General features: G+C 71.2%; 28 protein-coding genes. 16 read left to right on the top strand and 12 right to left on the bottom strand.

Annotated elements, in window-relative coordinates:
• Positions 1-2: 2 nt before the first annotated feature.
• The 5 genes from FHG89_RS05845 to FHG89_RS05825 are packed head-to-tail and all read right to left on the bottom strand — an operon-like array spanning position 3 to position 4,395.
• Positions 3-1,550 (bottom strand): TadA family conjugal transfer-associated ATPase, encoded by a 1,548-nt coding sequence (locus tag FHG89_RS05845; protein ID WP_139583323.1) that lies wholly within the window; start codon positions 1,548-1,550, stop codon positions 3-5.
• A complete protein-coding gene (locus FHG89_RS05840) occupies positions 1,540-2,340 on the bottom strand; it encodes a CpaE/TadZ family protein (protein ID WP_139583322.1) in 801 nt (266 codons plus the stop codon). Before FHG89_RS05840 ends, FHG89_RS05845 begins: the two co-directional genes overlap by 11 nt.
• 2 nt (positions 2,341-2,342) lie before the next feature.
• Complete coding sequence (locus FHG89_RS05835; RefSeq protein WP_139583321.1) at positions 2,343-3,002, bottom strand: SAF domain-containing protein; 660 nt, start codon at positions 3,000-3,002, stop codon at positions 2,343-2,345.
• Complete coding sequence (locus FHG89_RS05830) at positions 2,999-3,940, bottom strand: hypothetical protein (RefSeq protein WP_139583320.1); 942 nt, start codon at positions 3,938-3,940, stop codon at positions 2,999-3,001. The genes FHG89_RS05835 and FHG89_RS05830 overlap by 4 nt, the downstream gene beginning before the upstream one ends.
• Positions 3,934-4,395 (bottom strand): hypothetical protein, encoded by a 462-nt coding sequence (locus tag FHG89_RS05825; RefSeq protein ID WP_244295196.1) that lies wholly within the window; start codon positions 4,393-4,395, stop codon positions 3,934-3,936. Before FHG89_RS05825 ends, FHG89_RS05830 begins: the two co-directional genes overlap by 7 nt.
• 695 nt (positions 4,396-5,090) lie before the next feature.
• Between FHG89_RS05825 and FHG89_RS05820 the strand changes: the two genes are divergently transcribed.
• Entirely contained in the window at positions 5,091-5,915 is an 825-nt protein-coding gene (locus tag FHG89_RS05820) for a prepilin peptidase (protein ID WP_139583318.1), read from the top strand.
• 25 nt (positions 5,916-5,940) lie between these two features.
• On the opposite strand, the gene FHG89_RS05815 is transcribed toward FHG89_RS05820, so the two are convergent.
• Positions 5,941-6,570 carry a phosphatase PAP2 family protein gene (locus FHG89_RS05815; RefSeq protein ID WP_139583317.1) on the bottom strand — a complete coding sequence of 210 codons (630 nt, stop codon included), beginning with the start codon at positions 6,568-6,570 and terminating at the stop codon, positions 5,941-5,943.
• Positions 6,571-6,785: 215 nt separating this feature from the next.
• Here FHG89_RS05815 and FHG89_RS05810 point away from each other — a divergent pair, with 215 nt between their 5' ends.
• Positions 6,786-9,119, top strand: coding sequence for a glycoside hydrolase family 65 protein (locus tag FHG89_RS05810; RefSeq protein WP_139583333.1), 2,334 nt, complete (start codon positions 6,786-6,788; stop codon positions 9,117-9,119).
• An 18-nt stretch (positions 9,120-9,137) separates the two neighbouring features.
• On the opposite strand, the gene FHG89_RS05805 is transcribed toward FHG89_RS05810, so the two are convergent.
• Positions 9,138-9,602 carry a hypothetical protein gene (locus FHG89_RS05805; protein WP_139583316.1) on the bottom strand — a complete coding sequence of 155 codons (465 nt, stop codon included), beginning with the start codon at positions 9,600-9,602 and terminating at the stop codon, positions 9,138-9,140.
• Positions 9,603-9,747: 145 nt separating this feature from the next.
• Between FHG89_RS05805 and FHG89_RS05800 the strand changes: the two genes are divergently transcribed.
• The 5 genes from FHG89_RS05800 to FHG89_RS05780 all read left to right on the top strand — a co-directional run bounded on the left by FHG89_RS05800 (position 9,748) and on the right by FHG89_RS05780 (position 13,993).
• Positions 9,748-10,542 (top strand): SAM-dependent methyltransferase, encoded by a 795-nt coding sequence (locus FHG89_RS05800; protein WP_139583315.1) that lies wholly within the window; start codon positions 9,748-9,750, stop codon positions 10,540-10,542.
• A 54-nt stretch (positions 10,543-10,596) separates the two neighbouring features.
• Positions 10,597-11,484, top strand: coding sequence for a low temperature requirement protein A (locus tag FHG89_RS05795; protein ID WP_139583314.1), 888 nt, complete (start codon positions 10,597-10,599; stop codon positions 11,482-11,484).
• Positions 11,466-12,020 (top strand): hypothetical protein, encoded by a 555-nt coding sequence (locus FHG89_RS05790; RefSeq protein ID WP_139583313.1) that lies wholly within the window; start codon positions 11,466-11,468, stop codon positions 12,018-12,020. The genes FHG89_RS05795 and FHG89_RS05790 overlap by 19 nt, the downstream gene beginning before the upstream one ends.
• 29 nt (positions 12,021-12,049) lie before the next feature.
• The gene (locus tag FHG89_RS05785) at positions 12,050-12,946 is read left to right on the top strand and encodes a helix-turn-helix domain-containing GNAT family N-acetyltransferase (RefSeq protein WP_139583312.1); all 897 of its coding nucleotides are present in this window, start codon (positions 12,050-12,052) and stop codon (positions 12,944-12,946) included.
• Positions 12,947-13,099: 153 nt separating this feature from the next.
• Positions 13,100-13,993, top strand: coding sequence for a CDP-diacylglycerol diphosphatase (locus tag FHG89_RS05780; RefSeq protein WP_139583311.1), 894 nt, complete (start codon positions 13,100-13,102; stop codon positions 13,991-13,993).
• 59 nt (positions 13,994-14,052) lie between these two features.
• Here the strand turns inward: FHG89_RS05780 and FHG89_RS05775 are convergent, their stop codons facing one another.
• The gene (locus FHG89_RS05775) at positions 14,053-15,960 is read right to left on the bottom strand and encodes an ABC transporter permease (protein WP_244295192.1); all 1,908 of its coding nucleotides are present in this window, start codon (positions 15,958-15,960) and stop codon (positions 14,053-14,055) included.
• 125 nt (positions 15,961-16,085) lie between these two features.
• Positions 16,086-17,516, bottom strand: coding sequence for an extracellular solute-binding protein (locus FHG89_RS05770; protein ID WP_139583309.1), 1,431 nt, complete (start codon positions 17,514-17,516; stop codon positions 16,086-16,088).
• Between FHG89_RS05770 and FHG89_RS05765 the strand changes: the two genes are divergently transcribed.
• Positions 17,515-17,781, top strand: a complete 267-nt coding sequence (locus FHG89_RS05765; RefSeq protein WP_139583308.1) for a hypothetical protein — start codon at positions 17,515-17,517, stop codon at positions 17,779-17,781. The two genes, FHG89_RS05770 and FHG89_RS05765, sit on opposite strands and share 2 nt — an antisense overlap.
• A gap of 96 nt (positions 17,782-17,877) precedes the next feature.
• On the opposite strand, the gene FHG89_RS05760 is transcribed toward FHG89_RS05765, so the two are convergent.
• Positions 17,878-18,648, bottom strand: coding sequence for an IclR family transcriptional regulator (locus FHG89_RS05760; RefSeq protein ID WP_139583307.1), 771 nt, complete (start codon positions 18,646-18,648; stop codon positions 17,878-17,880).
• A 108-nt stretch (positions 18,649-18,756) separates the two neighbouring features.
• Positions 18,757-20,475 carry an arginine--tRNA ligase gene (argS, locus tag FHG89_RS05755; RefSeq protein ID WP_139583306.1) on the bottom strand — a complete coding sequence of 573 codons (1,719 nt, stop codon included), beginning with the start codon at positions 20,473-20,475 and terminating at the stop codon, positions 18,757-18,759.
• Between the two features lie 334 nt (positions 20,476-20,809).
• Here argS and FHG89_RS05750 point away from each other — a divergent pair, with 334 nt between their 5' ends.
• Genes FHG89_RS05750 through FHG89_RS05730 form a run of 5 tightly spaced genes read left to right on the top strand, consistent with a single transcriptional unit; the run spans position 20,810 to position 24,864 of the window.
• Positions 20,810-21,361 carry an RNA polymerase sigma factor gene (locus tag FHG89_RS05750; RefSeq protein ID WP_139583305.1) on the top strand — a complete coding sequence of 184 codons (552 nt, stop codon included), beginning with the start codon at positions 20,810-20,812 and terminating at the stop codon, positions 21,359-21,361.
• A complete protein-coding gene (locus FHG89_RS05745; protein ID WP_139583304.1) occupies positions 21,358-22,164 on the top strand; it encodes a zf-HC2 domain-containing protein in 807 nt (268 codons plus the stop codon). Before FHG89_RS05750 ends, FHG89_RS05745 begins: the two co-directional genes overlap by 4 nt.
• An 11-nt stretch (positions 22,165-22,175) precedes the next feature.
• Positions 22,176-22,976, top strand: a complete 801-nt coding sequence (locus FHG89_RS05740; RefSeq protein WP_139583303.1) for an ATP-binding cassette domain-containing protein — start codon at positions 22,176-22,178, stop codon at positions 22,974-22,976.
• Entirely contained in the window at positions 22,973-24,295 is a 1,323-nt protein-coding gene (locus tag FHG89_RS05735) for a hypothetical protein (RefSeq protein WP_139583302.1), read from the top strand. The genes FHG89_RS05740 and FHG89_RS05735 overlap by 4 nt, the downstream gene beginning before the upstream one ends.
• Positions 24,292-24,864, top strand: a complete 573-nt coding sequence (locus FHG89_RS05730; protein ID WP_139583301.1) for a hypothetical protein — start codon at positions 24,292-24,294, stop codon at positions 24,862-24,864. Before FHG89_RS05735 ends, FHG89_RS05730 begins: the two co-directional genes overlap by 4 nt.
• An 8-nt stretch (positions 24,865-24,872) precedes the next feature.
• On the opposite strand, the gene FHG89_RS05725 is transcribed toward FHG89_RS05730, so the two are convergent.
• Complete coding sequence (locus FHG89_RS05725; protein WP_139583300.1) at positions 24,873-25,316, bottom strand: hypothetical protein; 444 nt, start codon at positions 25,314-25,316, stop codon at positions 24,873-24,875.
• A gap of 55 nt (positions 25,317-25,371) precedes the next feature.
• Here FHG89_RS05725 and FHG89_RS32810 point away from each other — a divergent pair, with 55 nt between their 5' ends.
• From FHG89_RS32810 to FHG89_RS05715, 3 genes are all read left to right on the top strand, one after another.
• On the top strand, positions 25,372-25,524 hold the full coding sequence (locus FHG89_RS32810) for a hypothetical protein (protein WP_167517349.1): 153 nt from the start codon (positions 25,372-25,374) through the stop codon (positions 25,522-25,524).
• 361 nt (positions 25,525-25,885) lie between these two features.
• Complete coding sequence (locus FHG89_RS05720) at positions 25,886-26,449, top strand: DinB family protein (protein WP_139583299.1); 564 nt, start codon at positions 25,886-25,888, stop codon at positions 26,447-26,449.
• Positions 26,446-26,778, top strand: coding sequence for a tyrosine-type recombinase/integrase (locus FHG89_RS05715; protein WP_244295191.1), 333 nt, complete (start codon positions 26,446-26,448; stop codon positions 26,776-26,778). Before FHG89_RS05720 ends, FHG89_RS05715 begins: the two co-directional genes overlap by 4 nt.
• Positions 26,779-26,993: the final 215 nt, after the last annotated feature.

Raw genomic sequence — 26,993 nt, 5'->3', positions numbered from 1 at the left:
CGTCACCGCCGGGCCAGTCGGGTCTGCCGGGCGCGACGCCAGGCGCCCGTGCCGGCTTCGATCCACCGGGTCAGCAGCCGGACGTCGTAGCCCACCCGCAGCAACTGGTCGCGTACGCGTTCCGGCAGGTGCCGGGGGACCGCACGACCGTCCGGGCCGGGCCCGAAGACGGTGGTGGTGGTGATCCGGCCACCTTCGCCAGCCCCGATCACCTCCTCCACATGTGACACGAACCGGTGCTTGCGTCCGCCGATCGCGGTCTCGTCCTCGACGGTGACGTAGACGATCAGGTCGAGGGCGTTTCCGGCCATCCGGCGGGCCTGGTCGACTGTCATCTCGCGGCCGTGCGCCAACGCCAGCTCCACGATCCGTTCACCCACACCGGCGGCCGTACGGGCATGGATGGTGCACATCGAGCCCCGGCTCGTGGTCATCGCCTGGAGCATCGGCACGATCTCCCGGGACCGCACCTCACCCACGATGATGCGCAGCACGCCCATCCGCAGCGAGAGCGGAATCAGGTCGGCGATGGTCACCTCACCGGCCGGGCGTCCGTCGAAGCCGCGCTCGCCGTGCCCCTCGCGCGCCTCGAAGCTCATCACCGCCCGGTGCCGCTCGCGGCGGCGGGCCGGTAGCAGTTCCCGGCTCTCCTCCAACAGCACGTACGGCTCGTCGGGCGGGATCTCGTTCATCAACGCCCGGATGATCGTGGTCTTACCGGCGCCGGCCAGCCCGGCGACCATGATGTTCAGCCCGGCGCGCATCGCCGCGCGCAGGAAGTCACGCAGCAGCGGGTCGATCATCTCGTCCAGGTCACCCCGGGCGCCGGCCACGTCGTCCAGGCTCACGTCCAGCGTGTTGTGCTTGCGGATGACCGCGTACGGGCGGTGGCTCACCAGGAACACCGCGGCCAGCCGGCTGCCGTCGGGCAGTTGCAGGTCGAGGGTGGGCTTCACGGTCGACAGGGACCGCTCGGTCGCGCCGGCCCGGCGGGCCGCCGCCTGGAGGATCTCCACCAGCTCGGCGTCGCTGTCGGCGATCGGCTCGGCCCAGTCCACCCCGCCGCCGTGCCGGGTGATGCGCACCTGGTCGCAGCCGAGGATGTGCACCTCCTCGATCGTGTCGTCGACAAGCAGGGTCTGTAGCCGGCCGAGGCCGACCAGCTCGGCGGTCACCTGGTCGAGCAGCAGTCGTTCCTCGTCGGCGGCCATCGGGGTGCCGGCCCGGCGGACCGCGTCGGCGTACTCGGAGACGACCGTGACGGCCAGCCGCGCCCGCTCGGTGTCCTCCTCGTCGACTGTGAACTCCCGGCCGCGCTGCCAGAGGGTGAGCCGTTCGGTGAGTTCCCGGCGCAGCTCCCGGACGACCTGGAAGTCCATCCGGGGGCGCAACGGCTGCTCCGGCGTCCGCGTGCCGACCGTGGGTGACGGTGGTGGCACCGGAACGGGCTGATGCTGGTGGCGGCCGTTCGGTGCGGGCAGCGGCGGCGCGGTGGAGGTGGCGCCCGGCGGCTGCCGGCGGGGGTCGGCGGAGACCGGCTCAAACCGCATCCGGCACCCCCTGCTGCACGAGCCAGGCAAGTCGTGCCTGCCGGCGTTCGAGCAGGGCGCCGATCGGCACCTCCAACGAGGCCGCCGCGCGCAGCAGCGGCCGTCCGGACCGCACGGTCCCACCGAGGCGGAGCACCCCGGCGGTACGCGGGTCGTGCGGCAGCCGGGCGATCACCGGGAGTTTCAACGTACGGCTGATCTCCGCTCGACCGTGCCCGTTTCCGACCAGCAGGAGCCGCAGGGTGCCCGGCGGCACCCGATGCTCCGCGAAGTCCCGTTCGATCGCGGTGACGGCGGCCCGCGTTCCGGAGAGGTCGGGCAGGTCGGCGCGGGTCACCAGCAGCACCACCGAGGCGGCGCGCAGCAGCGGCCACGGCGGGCCGGCGACGTGCAGCCGGCCGCAGTCGACGAGGACGTCGTAGCCGGGGGTGCCGCGGTCCAGGGCGTTGAAGTAGTCGGCGAAGCGCTGCCAGAGCGGGGTGACACTGCCGGCCTGCGTCGGGTCGACGAGCCCGGGCAGCAGCAGCCGTTCGCGGCGCGGCGCGTCCAGGTCGACGAGTTGGGACCAGAACGCGGTCTCCAGGTTGCCGTCGCGCAGCTCACCGACGGCCAGCTCACCGATGCCGCGCGGCCCGTCCAACTGGCCACCCAGGTAGCCGGCGAGGATCGAACCACCGGACGGGTCGCACTCGGCGAGCACCAGCCGGCGGTGCCAGGCCAGCGCGCAGGCAAGCGCCGAGGTGGTGACGCCCGGCGAACCCTTCGCGGACACCAGCGCGACGATCGCCATGCTCAGGCCGCCTCGGTCAGGACGACGGCGAGCCGCTTCTGCGCGGCGAGCGCCACCACCGCGGGCACGTCCCGGGTGGTGAGCGCCAGGTACACGACCTGGTCGTCGTTTGCCTGGTTGACCACGTCGATCACTGTTGCCGAGAAGCGGGTGCCGGCGGCGGCCGATTCTCCGTTGGCGTTGCTGTCCGGGGTGCTGACCAGCAGGACCTTGTCCCCGGGGTGGAGCCTGCGGGCCGGCACCTGTGCGGTCTTCAGGCCCAGCGCGATCTGCTGCTGGCCGGGCCCGAGCAGCGGATCGTCGGTGATCTGCGCCAGCGTGAGCAGGGTGCCCGGCACCAGCGCCACGGCGGCGCGCTTGCCGATCACCTCGTCGAGCCGGTTGGCGGGTACCGGCCGAAGCCCCTGCCCCCCGGCGACCTGCACGGTGATCAGGTCGGCGGTGCCGATCTCGCGGCCCACCTCCACCGGCCGGGCCACCGCCAGGTAGCTGCCGGTGGCGCGGACCGAGGTGACCGCGAACGCCGCGCCCAACCCGCCAAGGGCGATCAGGAGTACGGCCAGACCCAGCAGCCCTGGGCGGACCCGGCGCTGCCGGACCACCTTGGGCGGGGTGACCGGCGCGTCGACCGATCCGGTCCCGTTGCGCGTCGCGAGGCTCATCTGGTGACCACCTGGAGTTCGTTGATCTGGATCGGAACGGTGCCGCTGGTCCGGGTCACCTCGATCACGTCGCTGGCGCTTCCGTCGTCGGCCCACCAGCGCACCGTCCAGTGCGTGGTGGCGCCGACGCGGTACGTGGCGGCCTTCGGGTAGCCCTCGTCGAAGCCGCAGTCCGGGGAGGGTCTGCCGGCGTAACTGCCCTTGGCGTCGTACGGGGTGCCGGGACCGGTGCAGGTGACCGTGTCCTTCTTGTTGCCCATGTCCCAGACGATCCGGTCGACCTTCGCCTCGATGGAGACGGTCAGGCCACGGTCGGACGCGGACGCGCGCAACGGGCCGAAGTAGCTGGCGCTCGGGGTCGCCCACATCCACACCGGCAGGCCGACGAGGCCGGGGCCGACGTCCTTGCGGGGCGCGACACGCAGTCGGGCCGGCAGCAGCTTGATCGACGCCAGGGCGCGGCGGGCCAGCTCCTCCGGGTCGGGTGGTGCGCCGTACCCGGGCGGCGGGCCGTCCCGCAGTTCCTCGCGCTGGCTGCCCTGGTCACCGCCGTTGCAGGTGAGCAGGTACCACTGCTTGCCCTCGGGGGTGTTGGCCGGCTGCGGCTCCTCCAGCTTGTAGTAGCAGCCGTCGCCGTTGTTGAACCAGCCCAGCACGGGGTGGTAGCAGGGGATCGTCTTTCCGTCCCACTGGCAGACGCCGCCGCCTCCACCACCGCCGTCGTTCCCGCCGCCGCCACCGTTGTCTCCACCGCCGCCGGGGGTGCCGGGTTCGTCGTCCCAGACGCTGCAGTCGGGCTGGTCGGGCGGGCAGCTGCCCCCCGGGTCGGCGCGTCGGGCGGCGGCGGCCGGCAGGGTGCCGCCGATCACCAGCAGCAGCGCGAGGCCGATCCCGGCGAGGGCCCGGCCGGGCGTGCCCCTTCCTCTCCGGGTCAGCACGGCTGGTCCCGGTGGGTCGAGCCGGAGTTGATGAGCCAGCGCCCGTCCGGATAGCGGGTGGCGGTGGCGGTGGAGAGGTGTCTGCCGCCGCCGCTGCCCGGGACCACCCGCTTGTCCTTGGCGTAGATCAGCCGGTAGGCGCTCGTGTCCAGGCAGTCCTGGATGTCGACGGTGGCCGGGATCGCGTCCAGGCTGACCGCCGTCACGGTCGGGTCGGACTTCAGTGTCCCGGTACGCATGGCGCCGTGCTCCTTGGCCTCGTGAATGGACAACCGGACCCGGGTGAGAAGTGGATCAGCGAGGAAACGGGACAGTTCCGGCGCGCGCGGATCACTGCGTACGCTCGCCGTGCGGGAAGCCGCGAGATAACCGGAGTACGCGGCCAGCGCGGCCTTTTCGGCGGCCTGCCGTTCGACATCGGGATCGGTCCGTCGACCTTCCTGGGGGGCCGCCATCGGCTTTTCGGCGACTTCCCGTCCGCTGGCGCAGGCCGTGACCGGTACCGCCGCCACGACCGCCAGCAGGCAGATTGCCGCTCGTCTGAGCTGCCGTCCGCGCACCGTCGAGCCTCCTCGTGGTCGCCCGACGCGGTGACGGATCACCGGTGCCGGGCATGCGGAAGCGCGCCCGGATCAGCACATCCGGAGCTGTTCATTGCGCTTCTGCATTCACCGATACGGATCTTCTACAAATGCAAGGTCCTGTGTCGTCCAGTTGTTGTAGTGAGGCTTGCGTCACACTCAAGGGGCGAGCATAAGCTGACGATCGCCGATGCAACAGAGGCAATTCATGCGAACACGCTCCGTGATGGCAGGTGGTGGTGGCGGGTGTCCGTGCTACATCCCGGTCAATGGCCGAATGGGCGGCCACCGATGATCGGGCTTCGCCGGGACGGGTGGAGTCCCCCCGCCCCTCCCGCTGGTGGCGGGAGTGGGACATCGCGGCGTCATCCCGGCATCGCGCCGGCTCTCCCGGCCGGCGGACCGGACCGGCAGGTCGACCGGACCAGCGGCCCCGGCGCCGCCCGCGACGGCCTCCGACGCCTTGGGCGTGCAGGTCGCTTTCTGCGCCATCCGCTACACCGAAGCGATCGTTCAGTCACGATCCGTGTTCACGTTGACGGGGAACTCGTGCCAGCGGGGAGGCCGACATGGCACTGACCGGCCCTCCGACGTCCGCTCCCGGCCAGCCGGACCCGACCGACCGGCGCGAGAGTCGGGCACGATCGGTGCGGCGCGGCCCCGGTCCCGACCGACTCTCGGCCGGGCTCGCGATCGTGGCGGTCAGCCCGTTGCTGCGGTTGGCCGCCCTGCGGCACGCCGTACCGTCGGGCACCGCCAACCGGACCGGCTGCGACGCCTGCGGCGCGGCGATCGGCCTGCCCCGGCCCTGGCCGGCGCTGGGCCCGGCCGGCCGGTGCGGCCGCTGCGGGGCGAGGGTCGGCCCGCCGGCGGGCACCGTCGAGCTGACGGTGCTCGGCGCGGTCGTGCTGCTGGTGCTGGTCGGGCCGCCGGTCGGACCGCTGTCGGCGCTGGCCTGGTGGCTCGGCTGGACGATCCCGGCGGTCATCGTCGACCTGGCCGTCCACCGTCTGCCGGACCGGCTCACCCTGCCGGCGGCCACCGGGACCTGGCTGCTGCTCGGTCTGGCCGCACTCGGCGACGCCACCCCGGGTCCGTGGCTGCGCGCCGTCGCCGCCGGTACGGTGCTGGCGCTGCTCTTCGCCACCAGCACGCTGCTGCTCGGCCGCCGCGGCTTCGGGCTGGGCGACGCCAAGCTGGCGCTCAGCGTGGGGGCGCTGCTCGGCTGGTACGGCTGGCCGGTGCTGCTGCTCGGGATGCTGCTCGCGTTCGCCCTGTCCGCGCTGGTAAGCGTGGGACTGCTGGCCGCCCGACGGGCCCGCTGGAGCACCCACCTCCCGTTCGGCCCGTTCCTGCTGCTGGGCACGACGGCAGCCCTCCTCCTGACAACCTGACCCCCAGCCCCGCGATCTCCGGCGGTCAGGGGCGGGAGCGGCTCGCCAGCTTGGAGGTCGTGCGGGTGGCGCGGTCGGCGCGGCGGCGGAGCGCCTCGGCCGTCGCGCGGGCCAGCAGTGGGGTCAGCAGTGCGGCGACCAGGCCGCCGAGCAGCACGCCTGCGGCGACGTCGTGGGGGTAGTGCACGCCCACGAAGACCCGGGAGAACGCGGCCAGCGCGGCCAGTGGCAGCGCGACCAGGCCGAGCCGGCGGGAGAGCAGCAGCGTGGTGACCGCCAGGGCGCCGGCGATCGTGGCGTGGTTGCTGGGGAACGACCAGTCTCCCGGTGGTGGGCAGGCGCCCGCGATGATCGCCCGGCCGACCGTCCGGCACGGCCGGTCCTCGTCCACCACGGTCTTGAGCCACTCGCTGCCCGCGTACGCCAGGAGGGTCGGCAGCGGCGAGACCAGGGCGAGCGCGCGGTCGCGGGGGCCGCCGGACAGGCGGCTCAGCGCGGCCACGACAAGCAGCGCGCCGAGGAGCAGGATCACCCCTTCGGTGGCGTGCCCCACGAACCACCGCAACGGATCGGGGCTGCCGGCGGCGGCGTCGACGACGTCGCGGTACCACTCGGCGCTGATCTCCGGAACGTCAATGCTGCCGTTGTCGACCATGCATCACCTCACTCAATGTTCATACCCCGTTCACCCGGGAGACATCGTAGGAACGCGGCAGGGGGCACCGCTGCGGACGAAGGTCAGGTCGGCCCCACGACCTTCGTCCAGCAACCACTCAGGCGTTTCTGCTTGGCTGGTCGGGGACGTCGGCATCACCAGGAGGCTTCGTGCACACCAGTTCGACCACCGGCCCACCGCCGCCCGCTGCCGGGATGGTGGGGGACGAGACCTGGCGGATCCGGCGTACGGTGGCGGACCTGGACCGGCTCGGCGAGACCGAGTCGATCTTCGCGTTGGGCAACGGGTGGGTCGGCTGGCGTGGTGTCCTCGACGAGGGCGCGCCGTGTGGGATGCCGGGCAGCTACGTCAACGGCTTCCACGAGCGGCGCGAGCTGAGCTACCCCGAGGAGGGGTACGCGTTTCCCCAGGCAAGCGACACCGTCGTCAGCGCGCCGAACGCCGCGCTGATCCGGCTCTGGGTCGACGACGAGCCGTTGGACCTGCGGACCGGGACGGTGCGCGACCACGAACGGGTCCTCGACCTGCGGGCGGGTGTGCTGCGCCGGGAAACCGAGTGGATCTCACCGGCCGGGCGGCGGGTGCTCGTCCGCAGCACCCGGCTGGTGTCCCTGCCCCGCCGTCCGGTGGCCGCCGTCCGGTACGAGGTCGAGCCGCTGGACGCGCCCGTCGAGTTGCGGGTCTGCTCGGACCTGCTGGCGAACGAGACGGTGCCGGAGAGCTCCGACGACCCGCGGGCCGCGTCGGTGCTCACCGATCCGCTTACCGGTGAGGCGTACCGCGCGGACGGTCTCGACGGGGTGCTGGTGCACCGCACCGAGCGCAGCGGCCAGCGGGTCGCGGTGGCGGTCAGCCACCTGGTGGAGGCACCGGACACGGTGGCGGTCACCGGCGACGGCACCCCGGACCGGGTACGGGTGACGGTGGCGGGCCGGCTGCACCCGGGGCAGCGGCTGCGGTTGACGAAGTTCGCCGCGTACGAGTGCACGACAGTTGACGGGACGCCCGTCGACGAGCTGGCCGACCTGGTCATGGCCGAGGCGGACGCGGCCCGCGCGGACGGCTTCGACGCTCTGCTCGTCGACCAGCGGGCCGCCCTGGACGCGGCCTGGCAGGTCGCCGACGTGCAGCTCGACGGCGATCCGGAACTCCAGCAGGCGGTCCGGTTCGCGATGTTCCACCTGATCCAGGCGGGCCGCCCGGACGGGGACCGGACCATCTCGGCCAAGGGGTTGACCGGCAACGGCTACGACGGGCACGTGCTCTGGGACACCGAGACGTACGTCCTACCGGTGCTGACCTATCTGGCCCCGGCGGTGGCCCGCTCGGCGCTGAGCTGGCGGCACGCCCACCTGCCGCAGGCCAGGGAGCGGGCCGCGGAGCTGCGGCTGACCGGCGCGACGTTCCCGTGGCGGACCATCGGCGGTCGGGAGTGCTCGGGCTACTGGCCGGCGGGCACCGCCGCGCTGCACGTCAACGCCGACATCGCCGACGCGGTGCTGCGCTACCTGGCGGCCACCGACGACCAGCGGTTCCTCGCCGAGGCCGGGCTGGAACTGCTCGTGGAGACCGCCCGGCTGTGGCACGGCTTCGGCCACTGGTCCGACTCGGGCGCCTTTCACCTGCACGGGGTGACCGGCCCGGACGAGTACGCCGCCCTGGTGGACGACAACCTGTTCACCAACCTGATGGCGCGGCGTAATCTGCGTGGCGCGGCGGACGCCGCCGAGCGTCTTTCCGAGCTGGCCGGCCGGCTCGGCGTCGACTCCGCCGAGGTGGTCGGTTGGCGGGCCGCCGCCGACGCGATGTTCATCCCGTACGACAGTGGGCGCGGGGTGCACCAGCAGGCCGCCGGGTTCACCGAGCAGCCGGAGTGGGACTTCGCGGCCACCGACGAGGACGACTACCCGCTCCTGCTGCACTACCCGTACCTGGAGCTGTACCGCAAGCAGGTGGTCAAGCAGGCCGACCTGGTGCTCGCCATGCAGCTCGACCCGGGCGAGTTCACGGCCGACGAGAAGGCCCGCAACCTGGCCTACTACGAGGCCCGCACGGTCCGCGACTCGTCCCTGTCGGCCGCACCGCAGGCGGTGCTGGCCGCCGAGGTCGGGCACCTCGACCTGGCGTACGACCTGTTCGCCGAGTCGGTTTTCCAGGACCTGGAGGACCTGGGCGACAAGACCGCCGACGGGCTGCATCTGGCGTCGCTGGCCGGTGCCTGGCTGGCGCTGGTGCAGGGCTTCGGTGGGATGCGCGACGACCGTGGGGTGCTCTCCTTCGACCCCCGGCTACCCGGGCGGCTCGACCGGTTGGCGTTCAACCTGCGCTGGCGCGGCGACCGGCTGCGGGTCACGTTGAGTCCGACCGAGGCCCGCTACGAACTGCCCGACGCCAGCGCAGACGTCGAGGTCGAGCTGTGGCACCACGGCGAGGCGCCGGTCACCCGCCCGATGCCGCAGGTGCCGGACCCCGGCCCGGAGCCGCCCTCCCCGCCCGGTCGCCGCCCGACCCGCCGTTCCGCCGACTGACCTCACCCCGGCACCCGCTCAGGCGGGTGCCGGGCCGCCCGCCATCCGCTCGCGGACGGCCTCCAGCGCCTCGAAGGCGTACGCCCAGTTGTGGCACTTGAAGCTGCGCAGACCGTCGATGGCGATGTGGCAGTCGGAGCACCGTACACCGGCGATGGCGTCGGGGACCTCGGTGTTGACGTACTTGCGCTCGCCCAGGATGACGGTCGCGATCATGGCTTTGTCGTGCAGGCCGGAGAGCGCCGACGAGACGATGTCGTACCAGGTGATCCGCCGACCGCACTTGGGGCAGTCCGGTTCGTCGCCGCTGACCCAGAGCGGGGCGCCGATGCTGCGCGGCGGCATGCCGAGCAGCTTCTCCAACCGCCGGACGTCCGACTCGGGGGTGGTCCACCGGTGCCGGCCGGGCAGCGAGCCGGGCGAGTCGTACACGGCACGGAACAGGTCGTTGTCGACCTGCACGGTCTCCCGTTGAGCGGTCATCGGCGTCCCTCCTCGTTGAGTCGGTGCCCCCACCGTGGTCTGGGATGACCATGGGCGCAGCCGGATCAACGACACGAGGGGGCGGCGGGTCGTCGCCCCGGGTGCTAGACATCGAGATCCGACCGCGCCGTCGAAGGGACCCCTCGTGACCGACCAGCCGGCAGCCGACGCCACCGCCCGACCCAACGTCGCCCGGATGTACGACTACTTCCTCGGCGGCAGCCACAACTTCGCCGCCGACCGGGCCGCCGCCGACCGGGTGTTGGAGATCTTCCTCTTCCCGGAGACCGGGGTGGCCGCCCAGACCAACCGGCACTTCCTGCGCCGGGCCGTGCGGTACGCCGCCGCGCAGGGCGTACGCCAGTTCCTGGACATCGGCGCCGGCCTGCCCACCCAGGGCACCGTGCACGAGGTGGTGCGCACGGTGGCGCCGGACGCGCGGGTGGTCTACGTCGACTACGACGAGGTGGCCGTCGCGTACGCCCGGGAGTTGTTGCCGGACGTGCCCGGCACGGCCGTCGTGCAGGGCGACCTGCGGCGGCCCGACGACCTGCTGGCGCACCCGGACGTGCGGGGCACGCTCGACCTGGACCGGCCGGTGGCGGTGCTGCTCCTCGCGGTGCTGCATTTCGTGTCGGACGCCGACGACCCGTGGGCGGCGGTCGCCCGGCTGCGTGACTCCACGGTGCCCGGCAGTCACCTGGTGCTGTCCCACCTGACGTTGGATGGCATCGCGCCGGAGCTGGCCGAGCGCGGGCAGGCCATCTACCGCAACAGCAGCGCGCCGTTGGTGCCGCGTACGCACGCCGAGACGCTGCGCTTCTTCACCGGGTACGACCTGGTGGAACCCGGCCTGGTGGAGACCACCCGGTGGCGGCCGGACGGGGAGCCGGAACTCGTGGACTCGCACGGCTACGCCGGGGTCGGCGTCCGCCGCTGACCCGCTTTCGCCTCGGGTGGCCTTTCCGGGTGGTACGACGGACGCAGGGCGTGCGTGCCACCCGGGAGGAGCCGCAGCATCATCACCGCCGTCACGCTGCGCGGACACCCACGGCAACGTCGAGCGCTGCGGATCATGACCTGGTACAGCCTCTCCGGGGTGCCGTGGCTGGCCGGCGCGTTCCTGCCGGACTGGCGGGTGCCGCTGTGGGTGCTCGCACTCGCGATCGATGTGATCGGCCCACGACTCGGTTGGCCGACGCCCCGCCTGGGTCGCGCCGCGCCGGAGGAACTGCACCTCGCCGGCGAGCACTTCGCGGAGCGGTACCAGCAGATCATGATCATCGCGCTCGGTGAGCTCGTCCTGGTCGCCGGCCTCTCGTACGCCGACACCCGCCTGGACCTGCCGGAGACCGCCGCGTTCCTGCTGTTCTTCGCCACCGCCGTGCTGATCGGGCTGCTCTACGTGACGCCCGCCGGGGTGCGTCTGGCCCCGGCCATCGAGCACGCCGACCCGGCTCGGCTCGGCGTCATCACCGGCTATCTGCACCTGGTGATGGTCGCCGGGCTGGTGGTCACGGCGGTCGGGGCGGAACTGAGCATCGCCCACCCCACCGTGGCCGGCGACACGAACGCTGTCCTGGCCATCCTGGGTGGACCGACGCTGTTCCTCGTCGGGCGGATCCTGTTCTCGTTGGCGATCCATCGGCGGATCTCGTGGCCCCGGGTGGCCGCCCTGGTCGTGCTGTCCGGTGCGGCGGTCGCCTGGACCGGGTCGCTGTCATGCGCTACCGCCGGCGCCGATCGGGGTGAGGTGGGCAGAATCAGACGGCCAGGGGCCGAAATCGCTGTTCGGACCGTGTTTCGCCTGGAGTGCTACCTTGGGTGGTTCACCCCACAAAAGGTAGGAGCGCGACTTTCCCGATGGACGTTATCGCGGTAGTGGCGTCGGCCCTCTCCGCCGTGGTGGCACTCATTGCCGCCCGGTTCGCACTACAGAACGCCAAGGGCGCTCTCCGCAGCGCCGAGATCGCCGGAAAGGGTCTACAGCGGCAGAATGTGGCCCACCTGTTCCAGGGGTTCGCGGTGGCAAACGAAGCGACCCTGGAGCATCCAGAACTCCTGTACGAGGTGCACGGCCTGGATCGCTCGGTGAGCCTTGACGAGGCCCGGAGCATCGCCTATCTGAGTGTTCTCCTCGACGCTTTCCAGGGCTTCTACGACGACCTGTACGACGGGGACTTCGCGCGGATGGCGACGGAGATGAAGGGCGCGTCGACGTTCCTGAACAAGGTCCTCGCGGTCCCGGCCAACCGTGACCGTTGGCGCGTCGCCCAGGAGCTGTACTACGGCGACTTCGACAGGTCCTTCATCGACGCCGTGAACGACCTCCTGGATTTCGAGCAGGCCCGAGCCGCGACCGAATCGGCTGTCGTTGCGGCACCCGCGCCCCGCGCCGGCGAGCACGGGGTTCACTGAAACACCTTTCCCTGACTAAAGTCAGGTATATGGACTCCGCGCTCGTCGCCGCCGTGCGGCGCTTCAACCGGACGGTCACTCAGCGGGTGGGTGCCCTCGACGACGAGTACATGGCCCAGGGTCGTCCCCTCGGGCAGGCCCGCCTGCTCTGGGAGATCGGCCCCGCCGGCGCCGAGGTCGCCGCGCTGCGGGCGCGGCTCGGCCTCGACTCGGGATACCTCAGCCGGCTCCTGCGCACCCTGGAGAACGACGGGCTGGTCACGGTGGGGCCGGCCGACCAGGCCGGCGGCGACGCCCGGGTACGCGCAGCCCGGCTCACCGGTGCCGGTCGGGCCGAATGGACCCAGCTCGACAAGCGGTCCGACGATCTCGCCGCCTCGATCCTCGAACCCCTCAGCGAGCACCGCCGTGAACGACTCGTCACCGCCATGGCCGAGGTCGAGCGGCTGCTCATCGGCTCGATGGTCGTCATCGAGCCGTGCCCCCCGGGCGACCCACGGGCCCGCGCCTGCCTGCGCGCGTACGCCCGGGACGTCGCCCGGCGATTCGACGACGGGTTCGACCCCGCGCTGAGCAATCCGGTCCACGACGACGAACTCGTCCCGCCCGCCGGGGCGCTCCTGCTCGCCACCCTCAACGCCGAACCGATCGGCTGCGGCGCCGTCAAACTCCACCGCGACGAGCCCGCCGAGATCAAGCGCGTCTGGGTCGCGGACACCGTACGCGGGCTCGGCGTGGGACGCCGGCTGCTCGGGGAGCTGGAGCGGTACGCCGCCGAGCGCGGCGCCACCGCTGTGCGGCTGGACACCAACCGCAACCTCACCGAGGCGATCGCCCTGTACCGGGCGACCGGTTACCGCGAGATCGAGGCGTACAACACCGAGCGCTACGCCCACCACTGGTTCGAGAAGCACCTCGTACCGTGAGGCGTGCTCGTTGTGCCCGCCACGCCGGCGACACGATCAGGCGACTCGCTTGCGGTGACCGTTCGCGCGACGGTGATTCGTCCTAACGTGAGTCCGTTCCAGCCTTCGCATCCGAATGTGAATCGGCGAGAGGGAGGGGTGCGGAGGGTGACAGTGAGCGGCGAAAAGCGGACCAATCTGATGTACCGACGCCAGTTCGTCAAGCTGTCCGGGGTCGCCGGGGCCGGCGGACTCCTGGCGCTGGCCGGCGCGGACGGCGGCATGGCCGACGGTGGCCGGTCACCCGAACCGTCGCCACCCGCCCCGGGCGGTGCCACCTGCCCGACACCGTCGACCCTGTGCGGTTTCCCCACCGACACCGGCGGCAGGTACGACCTCTGGGACCGGGTCCAGGTCTGCCTGGGTACGAGGACCACGCCGCCGACCACCTGCCTGCGCACGACGTCCGACTACGTGGTGCTCAACGGCGCGCCGCAGAACAACCACAACTTCCTGCTGGTGCCGACCTGCCGGATCAGTGGCATCGAGTGCCCGTTCATCGCGACCGCCGCAGCGCCGAACTACTGGCTCGACGCGTGGATCAACGCCCAACCCGGGCAACCGTCGCACGTCGTCTACCCAAACATCGGGCTCGGGATCAACTCGGCCACCACCCGGCAGCAGGACCAGTTGCACATCCACCTGGCGGGCATCCACAGTGGAATCCAGACCCAACTCAACAACTACGACACCGCGATCACCAACAACCCGGTGAACTGGCGAACCCAGATCGTCCCGATCTGGGGCCTCACGAGCACGGGGATGCCCGCGCCCCGCTCCTACCGCGTGCTGCACGTCTCGAACCTGAACACCAACCTGTTCACGCTGCTGCGCGACAGCGTGGTGCGACCGACCGGGGCGAACATGGCCGACCAGGCGCTGGCGGTCACCCCGCGACTGGTCGGCAACGGCGGGTTCTACGTCCTGAACAGCGAACCCGGCCTCCCGACCCCGCCCGGCCAGCCGGGCGGTACGGGCACCGTGGACTTCCTGCTCGCGTACGCCTGACCCTGACCGCTGGCACGCAGGTTGAATTGCGGACGATTCCTGTCCGGAGTGGCACCCGATCAGCCCTTCACCGCGCCGGCGGTGAGGCCATCGGTGAGGAAGCGCTGCCCGAGGGCGTACATGATGACCACGGGGATGCTGACGAGCAGCGACGCCGCGGCGAGTTGTCCCTGCGGTACGACGTCTCCGGCGATCATCGACTGCATCCCCACGGGGAGCGTCTTGTACTCGTCCTTCGTGATGAACACGAATGCGAAGAGGAATTCGTTCCAGGCGTTGGTCAGGGTGAAGAGGGCGACGGCCAGCAGCCCCGGCTTGGCCAGCGGCAGCACCACCCGGCCGAACGCCTGGATGCGGGTGCAGCCGTCGACAAGCGCGGCCTCCTCCAGCTCGACGGGGATCGACGAGAAGTAGCCGACCAGCAGCCAGGTGGCGAACGGCAGCGTGAAGGTCGGGTACGTCACCACCAGCGACCACAACGAGTCGGTGAGCCGCGCGCCGATGAGCATCTGGTACAGCGGGATGAACAGCAGCGCGCCCGGCATCACGTAGGTGAGCAGCACCGTGACGGTGAAGCCCTGCGCCCCGCGGAACCGCAGCCGGGCCAGCGCGTATCCCGCCAGGGCGGCGCAGACCAGCGCCACCGCCGTGGACGCCGCGGACACCAGCAGGGTGTTGAGGTACCAGCGACCGAACGGCTGGTTGGCGAACAGGGCGCTGAACTGCTCCATGGTCCACGGCGTCGGCCACAGGTCGTCGGTGCGCATGACGACCTGGCCCTCGGACTTGAAGGCCGTGACGGCGATCCAGTACAGCGGGCCCAGCACGAAGAAGAGCAACCCGGCCAGCGCGACCCAGGACCCCAGGCCCGACACGACTGACGACGACCGGCGACCGCCCCGGGCGTTCAGGGTCGAGACCACCCGGCCGACCGCCGCCGCGATCAGCAGGATCACCCCGAGGACGACCGCCGCCTTCCAGAAGATCTGTGGCGATGCCCAGGCCAGCAGGCCGGTGACCACCGCGGCGACGACCCACGGCAGCGCCCTGCGCGCCGTCCCGGCCCACCGCCGCGTCCCGAGCCACAGTGCCGACCGGCGTCGCCTCGGCAGTTTGATGCCGGTGTCCTGGCGCAGCAACCGGACCAGGACGAACACCAGCCCGCCGATGATCGGCAGCATGACGAGCGTGACCGCCGCGCCGGCGCCGTACTGCAACTGCAGAATCGCCTTCGAGTACGCGACCAGCACGTACGGCGCGGTCACGTCGCCCGGGCCGCCCTGGGTCAGCAACCAGACGAGGTCGAAGTTGTTGAACGTCCAGATCGACGACAGGGTGACCGTCACGGTGATCACGTGGCGGAGGCCGGGCAGCGTCACGTTGACGAACCGCTGCCACGAGGAGGCGCCGTCGATGGTCGCCGCCTCGTAGAGGTCCGCCGGGATGGCCTTTAACCCCGCGAGGAAACACACGGTGAAGAAGGGCACGCCCTTCCAGACGTTGACGAGGATCACCGACGGCATGGCCAGCGACGGGTCGGACAGCCAGCCCGCCGGCCAGCTGTCGACCAGGTGCGCGCTGGCCAGCAGCGGCCCGATCCCGGTGGCGGTGAGCAGGGTGTTGACGCTGCCGAAGATCGGGTCGAGCAGCGCGCGCCAGCTGAACGCCGTCACCACCGTCGGCACCACCCACGGCACCAGGAGCAGCCCGGCCAGCACGGCCCGCCCACGGCGCCGGTGGTGCAGCAGCAGGGCCGCGGCCAGCCCCAGCACCACCTTGAAGATCTCGGCGTACGCGGTGAAGACGAACGAGTTCACCACGCCCGTGTGGAACTGCTCGTCGCCGATGAGGGCGAGGTAGTTGTCCGCGCCGACGAACACGGTGTCCTGCCCGTGTCGTTCCGTGGTGCTGGTGATGATCGACCGGGCGATCGGCACGAGGACGAGGCCGCCGACCAGTACGGCCATGGGTGCGAGGAACAGTGCGGCCAGTCGCCAGTCACGACCCAGCCGCCGCTGGGTCGCCGTGAGAGAGCCGGGTCCCGGCGGCGGGGACTTCCTCGCCGCCGGGACCCGCGCGGGACGGACCGACCTCACTGCGGCAGCCCCTGCTGGTTGAAGATCTGCACCATCTTCGCGTGGGCCGCCTTCACGGCCTGCGCCGGCGCGGTGCCCTGCACGACCTGCTGCATCATGTCGGTGAGCACGTAGGCCGCGCCGACGGCCTGCTGGCCCGCGCTGGCCTTCTGCGGGAAGGCCAGGCCGTTCTTCGTGTTCAGCGGCAGCTTCAGTTCGGTGATCTTGCGCAGCATGGGGAACGCCGGGTCGCCACTGGTGAAGAACGGGTCGGCGTCCCAGACCTTCTCCCAGGCCGGCATCACCAGGCCGGGTGCCTCCTTCGCCACCCCGAGCAGCGCGGGCGCGCTGACTAGGTACTGCGCCAGGAGCTTGGCGAGCGCCGGGTTCTTCGCGCCCTTGAAGACGACGAAACCCTGCGACTGGCCGAGCAGCAGGGGATTGTTGGTCGCCGGCCCGATGCAGTCGGAGAAGACGTGGGTGTTCGCGTACACCGGGTTCTTCTTGGTCCGGGAGTCCGCGTAGACGCTGAACTGGTTGCGGGTGTAGCCGAGGATCCCGGCGAGCCAGTTCTCGTTGTTGCTGGTGTCGGTCCAGCTGGCGACCCCCGGCGGCAGCATCCGCTTGTACCTGGAATTGGTGTAGATGTCGCCCAGGAAGGCCACCGCCTGCACCGTCTCGGGGGAGTCGAACGTGACCTTCCTACCGTCGTTGGAGGCGATCGACCCGCCGTACGCGTTGATCAGGGCCTCGATCATGCCGTTGCCGTCACCGGACCGGTTCACCGTCATGCCCCAGCCGAACCGGCGTTTGGCCGGATCGGAGATCTCCAGGCAGAGGTCGCGCAGCTCCTCCCAGCTGTAGATGTCCTTGGGGGTGATGCCCTTGTCCTTCATCCAGTCCTTGCGCAGGAACGACCCGATACCGATGAAGTGGTACGGGATCGCGAACCACCTGCCGTCGAAGACGCAGAAGTTCTTGGCCTCGGCGCAGGGCTCGCCGTACTTGGCGGTCAGCGCCTGCACGACGTCCGTCACGTCCTCCAGGTCGCCGAGCGCCTGGAACTGCGCGACGAACCGTGAGTCGGTCATGAACGCCAGGTCACGGGCCACCCCGCCCTTGACCTCGGCGTCGATCTTGGCCACCACGTCACCGGCGTCGGCCTGGACGAGACTGTTCTCGATCTTCGTCCCGGTGGTGTCGGCGAACTTCTTGATCGAGCTGTCGAGGGCGTCGTTCGCCGCCGTCGAGTACAGCTTCTGCGACAGCATCCCCATCGAGGAGCCCTTCATCGCCGCGGCGGCGTCGATGAGCTCCTGCGGGACTTCCGGCTGCACCCTGGTCGGCGATTCGGATTCGCCTCCACACGCGCCCAGACCGGCCGCGCCGAGCACTCCCACCCCCATCCCCAGAAAGCCGCGCCGAGACCACATCGGGTTGTCCTTCATGGACACTCGCCTCCTTCATCTGCCCGCGCACGGCTGCACGCCGAAGGCCTACCTGGCGAACACCGCGATGGTTGTGTTCCAGTTGGGTTCTTGGTGGCGACCACGGACGGCCATCCGTCGGGATCAGCTCGTTCGTGGGTTGCCGGTGCCGCACGCCGAGTGGCGCGACGAGGCCAGGGCGATCGGCGACCGGGCCGAGACAGTGGCGCTGACGTTCCAGTTCGGTCGGGTCACGGGACCACCGCCGTTCGAAATTTCGAACTAGGTTCGATATACCGGATCGAGTGGACGCGACGCTAGAGCACCCGTACGACAGGTGTCAATGTTTCGATGTTATTTCGAACCGAAAACGGGAGGCTGGTTATCGGGGCTGCGCCCGGTAGCCCATGCGGGTGGAGAGCGCGGCTGCGCCCTCACGAACCAGCCCGGTCCACTCCACCTGCGCCTGCGGCGTCCAGCGGATGATCGGCGCGGAAAGGCTCATCCCAGCGATGATGGCGCCGGAATGGTCCCGGACCGCTGCGGCGACGCAGCGCATGGCACTGTCGGACTCGCCGATGTCCACCGCGACGTCCTCCGCGCGGACACGTTCGAGATGTTCGCGTAGACGATCGGGGTCGGTGATGCTGTCCGGCGTCATGCCCGGCAGGGGGTCCTTCAGCAGGACGGCGTCCAGGTCCGCCTTACCGAGACCCGACAGCAGGATCTTGCCGACCGCCGTGCAGTGGGCCGGCAGCCGCAACCCGACGCCGGAGACCATCCGAACCGGGTGGGTGCTGTCGAACTTGACGAGGTAGATGACATCGGCGCCGTCGAGCACCGCCACATGAACCGCCTCGTCGCACTTGGCGGCCACGTCCCGCGCGACGCCCTGCGCCTCGCGTACCAGGTCAAGCCGGCCGGCGAACGCCGCGCCCAGCTGGAACAGCGGCATGCCGAGCCGATACTGCACCGGCTGACCCGGTACGGAGATCAGGTACGAGCGGGCTTCGAGCGTGACGAGCAGTTCGTGGACGGTGGTGCGGGGCAGATCGAGCCGCTCCATCACCTGGCGGGCCGACAGTTGTGGGTGGTCCAGGAACAGTTCGAGGACGTCGAGCGCGCGGATGACCGCCGGTACCACACGGGGCATGTCGAAAGTCCCTTCGCAGTGCCGGACCCGTGTCAACGATCTCCACACGGACCAGCACCTGAAGAGGATAGCTACGTCGGCCGTCGGCGCCAGGCTGCGGACCTCCGCTCACATCCGTTCGGGGGTTCGGATGCCGAGCAGGTGCAGCCCCTGCCGGAGCACCTGGGCGGTCAGGTCGCAGAGCACCAGCCGGCTGTCCCGGACCGGCTCGTCGGCCCGCAGCACCGGACACCGTTCGTAGAACGCGCTGAAGGCCGCGGCCAGCCGGTACAGGTAGCCGGCGAGGTGATGGAACTCCAGGTTCTCCGCCACCTCGCCGACCACCCGGCCGAAGCCGACCAGCTCGAAGGCGAGCGCCCGCTCCGCCGGCTCGGCCAGCGAGACGGCCGCGTCCGGCCGGGCAGCCATCCCGGCCCGCCGGAAGATGGACCGGATCCGGGAGTACGCGTACTGGAGGTAGGGCGCGGTGTTGCCGTCCAGGGACAGCATCCGCTCCCAGTCGAGCACGTAGTCCCGGTGCCGGTCGTTGGACAGGTCGGCGTACTTGATCGCGCCGATGCCGACGGCCCGGCCCACCTCGGCCGCCTCCGCCTCGCCCAGCTCCGGGTTCCGCTCCCGGGCCAGGGCGGTCGCCCGGGAGATCGCCTCATCCAGCAGGCCGACCAGCTTCACCGACCCGCCGGCCCGGCTGCGCAGCATCCGCCCGTCCGCTCCGAGGATCGAGCCGAACCCGACATGCTCGGCCCGGGCCGGCGGGGACAGCCAGCCGGCCTGCGCGGCGACGGCGTACACCATCTCGAAGTGCCGCCGTTGCGGCAGCCCAACCACGTAGAGCAGGCGGGTCGCGCCCAGCGCGCCGGTCCGCTGCCGGATCGCCGCCAGGTCGGTGGCCGGGTAGCCGTACCCGCCGTCGGACTTGCGCACGATCAGCGGCAGTGGCTCGCCGTCCCGGCCCACCGAACCGGGCGGGAACACACAGGCCGCGCCGTCGCTCTCGCGCAGCAGCCCGAGCCGACCCAGGTCGTCGACCACCGGCGCGAGCAGGTCGTTGTAGCTGCTCTCGCCGTGGAAGTCCCGCTCGGTGAGGGTGACGTCGAGCCTGTCGTACACGGTCATGAAGTACCGCTCGGACTGCTCCACCAGCAGCCGCCACAGCCGCAGGGTCACCGGATCGCCGCCCTGCAGGGCCACCACCCGCAGCCGGGACCGCTCGGCGAACGCCCCGTCGGCGTCGAACTTCGCCCGAGCCGCCTTGTAGAACGAGTCCAGGTCCCCCATGGACAGCTCGTGAGCGGCCTCGGCCTCGCCCAGATCGGCCAGATGCTCGATCAGCATGCCGAAGGGCGTGCCCCAGTCGCCCAGGTGATTGGCCCGCAGCACCCGGTGCCCCAGCCACTCCAGCAGCCGGGCCGCCGCGTCGCCGATGACCGTCGAGCGCAGGTGGCCGACGTGCATCTCCTTCGCCACGTTCGGCGCCGAGTAGTCGATGACCACGGTCTCCGGTTCGGCGGTCACCGGCACACCCAGCCGGGGGTCGGTGGCGAGCGCGGACACCAGCGCGGCCAGGGCCGCGTCGGCGACTGTCAGGTTGAGAAAGCCCGGCCCGGACACCTCCGCGACGCTGCACACGTCGGCCAGGTCCGCGTACCCCAGCACCTCGGCCGCGATGTCGCGCGGCGGCCGGCCGAGCCGCCGGGCCAGCGCGAGCGCCGCGTCGGACTGGAAGTCCGCGCGCGGAGACCGCCGCACGACCGGGTTCACCGGTACGCCGGCCACCGTCGCGAACGCCGGCGCCAGCCGGTCGGTCAGCAGCTTTTCCAGATCCATGGGTACGCCGATCTCGCTCGGATCCGCCGCTCGCGGATCACCGGAAGGGGATGCGGGCGGACCGAGGACGATCGGTGACGACCGGCGGCTCGATCCGCCGGTCGCAGGTGAGGAATGCTCAGCGCGGGCGGTCGCAGGACCGCCGGCGTCGCAGCGCGCCGAACAGGACGTCAGTGGACGCCGTCGGGAACGCGTACGAGCTGGACATGGCGTCAACCTAACCAGCCGACCCGGGGGGCGTGCAACGCCTTTGACGCCCGACCGCGTCAGCGATGGTGACGGCGGTCACACCGAGGCGTGACCCGATCGCGAGGGGGCCGTCGTCTTACCTGATGTGAGACGAAGTCTGGACGCGGCCGACGAGCAGGAACTCGTACGTCGCGTGGCCCACGGTGACCGGCGGGCCTTCGACGAGCTGTACCGGCGTACCGCGCCCTGGCTGGAGGTGCGGCTGCGGCGTCGGTGCGCCGATGCGGACGTGGTCGCCGACGTCCTCCAGGAGACCTACCTGACCCTCTGGCGGGCGGCCGGCAGCTTCGCCGGCGACCAGGTCAGCGGCAGCGCCGTCGGCTGGTTGTGGACCATCGCCGCGCACCGCCTGGTCGACGCGTTCCGGCGTCGCTCCCGGCAGGCCCGGACGCCGCAGGTGCACCAGGTCGAGACGGTCGTACCCGCCGCCGAGGACGAGGTGCTGGCCGGCCGCGTCGGGCAGGAACTCGAACAGGCGCTCGCCGTGCTGCCTCCCGAGGTCCGGGCGGTGCTGCGCGCCACAGTCCTCGACGGCTTCACCGTGCGCGAGACGTCCGTGCTGCTGGGCGTACCCGAGAACACCGTCAAGTCCCGGATCCGCCGCGCCCGGATCGTCCTGCGGGAGGCACTGTCATGACCACGCATCCCACCCTGAACGAGATCGACCGCTACGCCGACGGCGATCCCGGCCTCGACGAGGCGACCGTCTGGTCGATCGAGGTGCACCTGGAGACCTGCGCGGACTGCCGCGCGCGCCTGGCCGGCAGCACCACCGCCGAGTCGCGCGCCCTGGTCGCCGAGGTCGCGGCAGCCGTCGACCGTGGGATCGCCGCCGGCCCCGCCCCACGATCCAGGAGCTTCTTCCGTACGCCGGTGCGGCAGCGCTGGTTCGTGGCGGCGCTGCTGCCGTGGGTCGCCATGACCGCCGGCGTGCTCGGCACCGCGGCAGTGCTCACGTACTTCCTGTCCGAGTTGCCGTCGATCGTGTTGCTGCTCGCGCCCCTGGCGCCGCTGCCCGGGGTCGCGGCTGCCTGGAGCAGACGCGGCGACCCGGCCTGGGAGCTGATCGTCGGCACCCCCTCGGCGGGCCTGACGATGCTGCTGCGCCGCACCGCCGTGGTGCTCGTCCTCGTCATCCCGGTGCTCGCCGCGTTCGCCGTCCTCGGGGACAGCCGGGCGGACCTGGCGCTGATGCTGCTGCCGTGCCTGGCCTTCACCGCCGCGACGCTGCTGCTCGGCTCCCTCGTCGGCGTCCACCGCGCCGCGGTCGGCCTGATGGCGGCCTGGGCCGCGGCCGTGGTCGCGCCCAGCCTCGCCACCGCCGAACTTCCGGTGCTCCTCCAGCCGGCGGCCACCGGCGGTTGGGCCGTCGTCACGGTCGTGCTGGCCACCCTGACCCTCCTGCGCGCCAACAGCTTCCGGCGCGTCACCTCGTTCTGAAGGGAACAACCATGCGAGCGGTGAGTACGGCCGAGACGGCCGCCACCATCCACCCCTGGGCCATCCACGCCGAGGCGCTGAAGGTACGGGCCGGCCGCCACCTGGCCGTCGACGGGCTCGACCTGAGCCTGGGCACCGGCGTGCACGGCCTGCTGGGGCGCAACGGCGCCGGCAAGACGACGTTGATGCGTGCCCTCGCCACGGTGCTCAAGCCGGCCGGAGGTCGACTCACCCTGCTGGGCAGTTCGGTCGACGGCCGCGCCGACCTGCGCCACGCCCGGCGCGCGTTGGGCTACCTGCCGCAGCACTTCGGCTACTACCCGCGGTTCACGGTGCGCGAGTTCGTGTCGTACCTGGCCTGGTTGAAGGAGATGCCGAAGCCCGACATCCCGGCGGCCACGCAGCGCGCGATCGACCGGGTGGGGCTCAGCGCCAAGGCCGACGCCAAGCTCAGGACTCTCTCCGGCGGGATGCTGCGCCGGGCCGGAGTCGCCCAGGCCATCGTCAACGACCCGCAGGTGCTGCTGCTGGACGAGCCGACCGTGGGCCTCGACCCCGAGCAGCGCCTCGACCTGCGCGAGCTGCTGCGCGACCTGGGTACTGACGCCTGCGTACTGGTCTCCACCCACCTCGTCGAGGACGTGGTCGCCGCCTGCACCGAGGTCGTGCTGATCAACGAGGGTCGGCTGGTGTGGCAGGGCACACCCGCCGCGCTGGCCGAGCAGGGCGACGATCGCCACCCGGGGGACAGCGCCGCCGAACGCGGCTACTCGGCCCTGCTCCGCCGCCACCTCGCGGAGGCCGCCCGATGAGCGTCCTCGGGATCGAGCTGCGGCGCTCCGCCGCGGCCGGCGCCGCCCTGATCGTGTTGACGGTCGGCGTCGCCGCCCTCTTCACCGCCCCGGGACGCTGGTCGGCGGGCTGGATGTCCCTCGCGCTGACCACAAAGGAGTACATGATCCTGCTGTGGCCGATCGCCCTGGCCGCCGGAGCATGGCAGGGCCGCCGTGAGCACCGGGCCAAGGTCGGCGAACTGTTCGCCACCACGCCCCGGTCCCGCGCCCGCCGGATGTTGCCGGTCCTCGTCGCGATGGGAGCCTCGGTCGGGCTCGCCTTCCTGCTCGTGGTCGGCGCGGGGGGCGTGCGGATCGCCTCGACCGCCGCCTACTTCCCGCCGGACGTCGTCGCCATCACGCTTGTCGGCGCGCTCTCCCTGGTCGCGGCGGCCTGGCTCGGCCTCGGCATCGGGCGACTGCTGCCGGCTCTGGTGACCGCGCCCGTGCTCGCCGTGGCCGGTGTGCTGCTGGTCTTCTTCACCGCGATCATGCGGCCGGACTGGATGGGCGCGATCCTGTCACCCGCCTACGGCAGCAACCCGTTCTACCCGTTCCAGACCATCGACGCGCGGGTCACCGCCGTGCTCGCCCTCTTCATGGGCGGGCTCGCGCTGACCGGCGTACTGCTGCTGGTCGCCCGAGGCCCGCGGACGTCGGTGGCCGCCGCACTGCCGGTGCTGCTCGGCTTCGGCGTCGCGGCGGCGATCGTCCCCCGCGACGACGCCGCCCTCATCGCACCGATCGACCCCGTGGCCCGCGAACTCGTCTGCACCGACGACGCGCCGAAGGTCTGCGTCACCCGGGTCAACGCGAACGTGCTGGACGCGCTCACCCCACTCGCCCGCCAGGGCCTGGCCGCCCTCGCGAAACTGCCGGACGCCCCCACGCAGGTGCACGAGGACAGGCGGGCCTACCTCATCGAGGACGCACCCGCTCGCGACGCCGACATCGTCACGATCGCCGTCCGGATCGACGACCACGGCGGCCTGGCCCATCCCGACGCCGTGGTCCCCGAGATGGTTTTCGGCCTGGGCGCCGGCTACGGCGACCCGGAATGCGAGCGCAACGCTGCCGTCGAACGGGCAGCCGCGTACCACCTGCTCGGCCGCGAGCCGGTCTCCGACGTCGGCGTCATCCCCGGGATGATCGAGGAGGATCCGCAGCTCAACGCCGTGGCGATCGCGCTGTGGCGGGGCCTGCGGAAGCTGCCGGCACCGGAGGCGCTCTCCCGTGTGACGGCGGTACGCGACGCGCTCCTGACCTGCCAGGACCCCACCGGACTACTGTCCCGATGACCCTCTACCTACGCGCACGGCGCGTACCCCTGGCACTGGCCGCGTCGGTCGGCGCCGCAGCCCTCATCTGGGTGCTCTGGCTGACCCTCGCCAAGGAGCGCGACGCCATCCTCCTGCTCGTCGTACTGACCGTCATGCTGATGGTGGCCGTCCTGTCGACCACGCTTGCCGCCCCCGACGAAGACCTGGAACGCGCGGCCGCACTGCACTGGCCGTGGCGCCGAGCCGTCCATCTGCTGGCCGCGCTGGCGGTCGTACTCGTCGTGCTGCTCGCCACCCAACCCACCGGCGCCCGTTTCGGCCCCGCCGCGCTTGTGGTCCGCGACTCCGCCGGCCTGCTGGGCCTGACCGCCCTCTGCGCGGCGGTCGTGGGCGCGGCCCGCGCCTGGTTCCTCCCCATGGGCTGGGCTGTCGTCGCCGCCCTGTTCCCCCAGCCGAGCACGTGGGGTGCCCTCGCCACCTGGCAGGGCCAACCCCACAACAGCCGGCCGGCGGCGGCGGTCGCGGCCGTCCTGGCGGTCACGGGCCTTGTGGTGTACGCGATGCGCGGAGCCGCGCGGCGCGAGTGACGGCGGGCTCAGGATCCGGTCGACTGGTATCTGTGGAGCGCAGCCTCGGCGACCTGGGTGAGCAGCTCGTCGTTGCCGGGTTTGTTGCCCTCCTCCTGGATCACCACCAGAGTGGTCCCGATCCGGACGAGCAGGACGTCCCACTTCAGCGCGTCAGCACCCGACGTCGCGGTACAGCTGACGTGGACACTCTCATCGCCCAACTGAGGCCCTGGCGCCGATGCGTAGCGGTAGCTACCGCCGCCGAGCTGGGCGGACGGCGAAGCGGTGGGACAACGGTCGATGAAGGCTCGCAGGTCGGCCATCGCTCGTCGGGCACCGTCATCGGCGTAGGTCCTGAGGACTTCGGTGCCCACCCAGAGGTCATCGGGACCCACGTCGTAGCTGAGGGTGGCTGCGGCGATCGCCGACGGAGTGCCGGTCAGCCGACGGGCCGACAGCAGCGGGATCATCTCGGGCGTACAGGATGAGTCGCCACCGGAAGGGTTGTCCCCAGCATCCCGCGCCATGACAGTCGCGATGTCCACAGTGAACGCGGGCGGCAGCGAGTCCGGAGTCACCAAGCGTGCGGACAGCGCCGCCGAATACCCGGATCCGCCCGTCGCCGGAACTGCTGGGGACGGTGGCGTCGTCGCCGGCCTCGTCCCGCTCGCCGACTGATCCACCGGATGAGCCGTCGAAGAAGCGCACGCCGCCACCATGGAGACGGTCACCACCGCGACCAACCTACGCAGCACCATCCTCGGCACGGACAGACTCCACTTCTCGCGGGACGCGTCAAGCTACCAGCGCGGCGTGACTTCAGTCGCCGCACGCCGTTGACCGGCATGTCACCCGGCCAATATCCGACTAGCGGTACCTAACCGCTGCCGCACAGCGTCCCAACGATCGGCTTGATCCCGAACGCCCATCGGCGAAGCCGAACCGCGCCCACAATGGGCACGGACCGGGCACGCGGCAGACAATGGCCCGCCGTCCGCGAGGGTCGCAGCCAGCTCTCCGTTGTACGTAGGGTGCGGAAGTGGCAAGAAGCGAGCAGCTCTCGGAGCAGTTGGACTGGTACTGGTGCAAGAACCTGCGGCCACGGCTGGAGGGTCTTACCGACGAGGAGTACTTCTGGGAGCCGGTGCGCGGCTGCTGGAGTATCCGCCCACGGGGTACGTCGGCCGCACCGATGTCGGAAGGTTCGGGGGAATGGACGATGGACTACGTGTTCCCTGGCCCGGTGCCGGCGCCAGTGACCACGATCGCCTGGCGGCTGGCGCACATTATCGTCTCGTGCCTGGGCTATCGGGTCGGATGGTACTTCGGCGGCCAGGACGTGGACTCCGAGACATTCGCCTACGCGGGGACCGCTGACGAGGCGCTGAAACAGCTCGATGAGATGTATGCGAGATGGAACACGGGGGTTCGCGACCTCTCGGACGCTGACCTGGAGAATCCGCCATCGGTTGGCCCCGAGCGGTTTCCCATGGAGAACAGGATCCTGCACGTCAACAGGGAGCTGATCCATCACGGCGCCGAGATCTCCCTGCTGCGCGACCTCTACCGCTGGCAGGAGGAAGCCGTACCGCGCCGAGTATGACTCTCCGGCAACCGGCGATCGAGCTTCGGAAAGCCTTGCCGACCTGCCCGGAGCACAACAAAAGCGGCCCGGTAACTCGATCGGTCGGAGTTGTGGGCGGACTGGCGTCAGGCCCCGGGTGGCCGAAGGAAGGAACATTCCACTCCCTGCGGCACTTCTTCGCCACCACGCTCATGAGCAACGGTGCCGAGCCCCAGAAGGTGCAGAAGGCGCTGAGGCACGCCAACCTGCGGATCACCCTGGAAACCTACGTGCACTGGCTGCCGAAGAAGGACCGCCGCGCGGCCTGGTCGGCAGCCTCCTGCGGCAGGCAGACGGCAATCGTCTGAACGTACCGCGAGCCAAGATCATGCCTGAGTTGTGCCCTGGCTGTGCCCGATGATCTTCGGTCGGAGTTGTCGCAGCTCAGAGGCGCTGGGGTCTGCTGCACCGATAGGTGACAGTTTCAGTCACGCGGCCTGACTGGCCGGTGGGGTCATGATGGTCTCGTACTCGATAGGGGTCAACCGGGACAGGGATCGTTGGCGTCGACGGCGGTGGTAGG

The sequence above is a fragment of the Micromonospora orduensis genome (assembly GCF_006228125.1).
Lineage (GTDB): Bacteria > Actinomycetota > Actinomycetes > Mycobacteriales > Micromonosporaceae > Micromonospora > Micromonospora orduensis.
The sequence above is the reverse complement of the archived record's forward strand: the minus strand, read 5'-3'. Positions and strand labels throughout refer to the sequence as shown.

Coding starts and splice junctions, on each gene's coding strand:
- FHG89_RS05820 (WP_139583318.1), top strand. CDS start 5,091: ATGGCACTGACCGGCCCTCCGACGTCCGCTCCCGGCCAGCCGGACCCG.
- FHG89_RS05785 (WP_139583312.1), top strand. CDS start 12,050: ATGGACTCCGCGCTCGTCGCCGCCGTGCGGCGCTTCAACCGGACGGTC.
- FHG89_RS05815 (WP_139583317.1), bottom strand. CDS start 6,570: ATGGTCGACAACGGCAGCATTGACGTTCCGGAGATCAGCGCCGAGTGG.
- FHG89_RS05770 (WP_139583309.1), bottom strand. CDS start 17,516: ATGAAGGACAACCCGATGTGGTCTCGGCGCGGCTTTCTGGGGATGGGG.
- FHG89_RS05775 (WP_244295192.1), bottom strand. CDS start 15,960: ATGGCCGTACTGGTCGGCGGCCTCGTCCTCGTGCCGATCGCCCGGTCG.
- FHG89_RS05805 (WP_139583316.1), bottom strand. CDS start 9,602: ATGACCGCTCAACGGGAGACCGTGCAGGTCGACAACGACCTGTTCCGT.
- FHG89_RS05825 (WP_244295196.1), bottom strand. CDS start 4,395: ATGGCGGCCCCCCAGGAAGGTCGACGGACCGATCCCGATGTCGAACGG.
- FHG89_RS32810 (WP_167517349.1), top strand. CDS start 25,372: ATGACAGTCGCGATGTCCACAGTGAACGCGGGCGGCAGCGAGTCCGGA.
- FHG89_RS05790 (WP_139583313.1), top strand. CDS start 11,466: ATGGACGTTATCGCGGTAGTGGCGTCGGCCCTCTCCGCCGTGGTGGCA.
- FHG89_RS05740 (WP_139583303.1), top strand. CDS start 22,176: ATGCGAGCGGTGAGTACGGCCGAGACGGCCGCCACCATCCACCCCTGG.
- FHG89_RS05735 (WP_139583302.1), top strand. CDS start 22,973: ATGAGCGTCCTCGGGATCGAGCTGCGGCGCTCCGCCGCGGCCGGCGCC.
- FHG89_RS05840 (WP_139583322.1), bottom strand. CDS start 2,340: ATGGCGATCGTCGCGCTGGTGTCCGCGAAGGGTTCGCCGGGCGTCACC.
- FHG89_RS05725 (WP_139583300.1), bottom strand. CDS start 25,316: ATGATCCCGCTGCTGTCGGCCCGTCGGCTGACCGGCACTCCGTCGGCG.
- argS (WP_139583306.1), bottom strand. CDS start 20,475: ATGGATCTGGAAAAGCTGCTGACCGACCGGCTGGCGCCGGCGTTCGCG.
- FHG89_RS05715 (WP_244295191.1), top strand. CDS start 26,446: ATGACTCTCCGGCAACCGGCGATCGAGCTTCGGAAAGCCTTGCCGACC.
- FHG89_RS05730 (WP_139583301.1), top strand. CDS start 24,292: ATGACCCTCTACCTACGCGCACGGCGCGTACCCCTGGCACTGGCCGCG.
- FHG89_RS05845 (WP_139583323.1), bottom strand. CDS start 1,550: ATGCGGTTTGAGCCGGTCTCCGCCGACCCCCGCCGGCAGCCGCCGGGC.
- FHG89_RS05810 (WP_139583333.1), top strand. CDS start 6,786: ATGGTGGGGGACGAGACCTGGCGGATCCGGCGTACGGTGGCGGACCTG.
- FHG89_RS05765 (WP_139583308.1), top strand. CDS start 17,515: ATGGACACTCGCCTCCTTCATCTGCCCGCGCACGGCTGCACGCCGAAG.
- FHG89_RS05835 (WP_139583321.1), bottom strand. CDS start 3,002: ATGAGCCTCGCGACGCGCAACGGGACCGGATCGGTCGACGCGCCGGTC.
- FHG89_RS05760 (WP_139583307.1), bottom strand. CDS start 18,648: ATGCCCCGTGTGGTACCGGCGGTCATCCGCGCGCTCGACGTCCTCGAA.
- FHG89_RS05745 (WP_139583304.1), top strand. CDS start 21,358: ATGACCACGCATCCCACCCTGAACGAGATCGACCGCTACGCCGACGGC.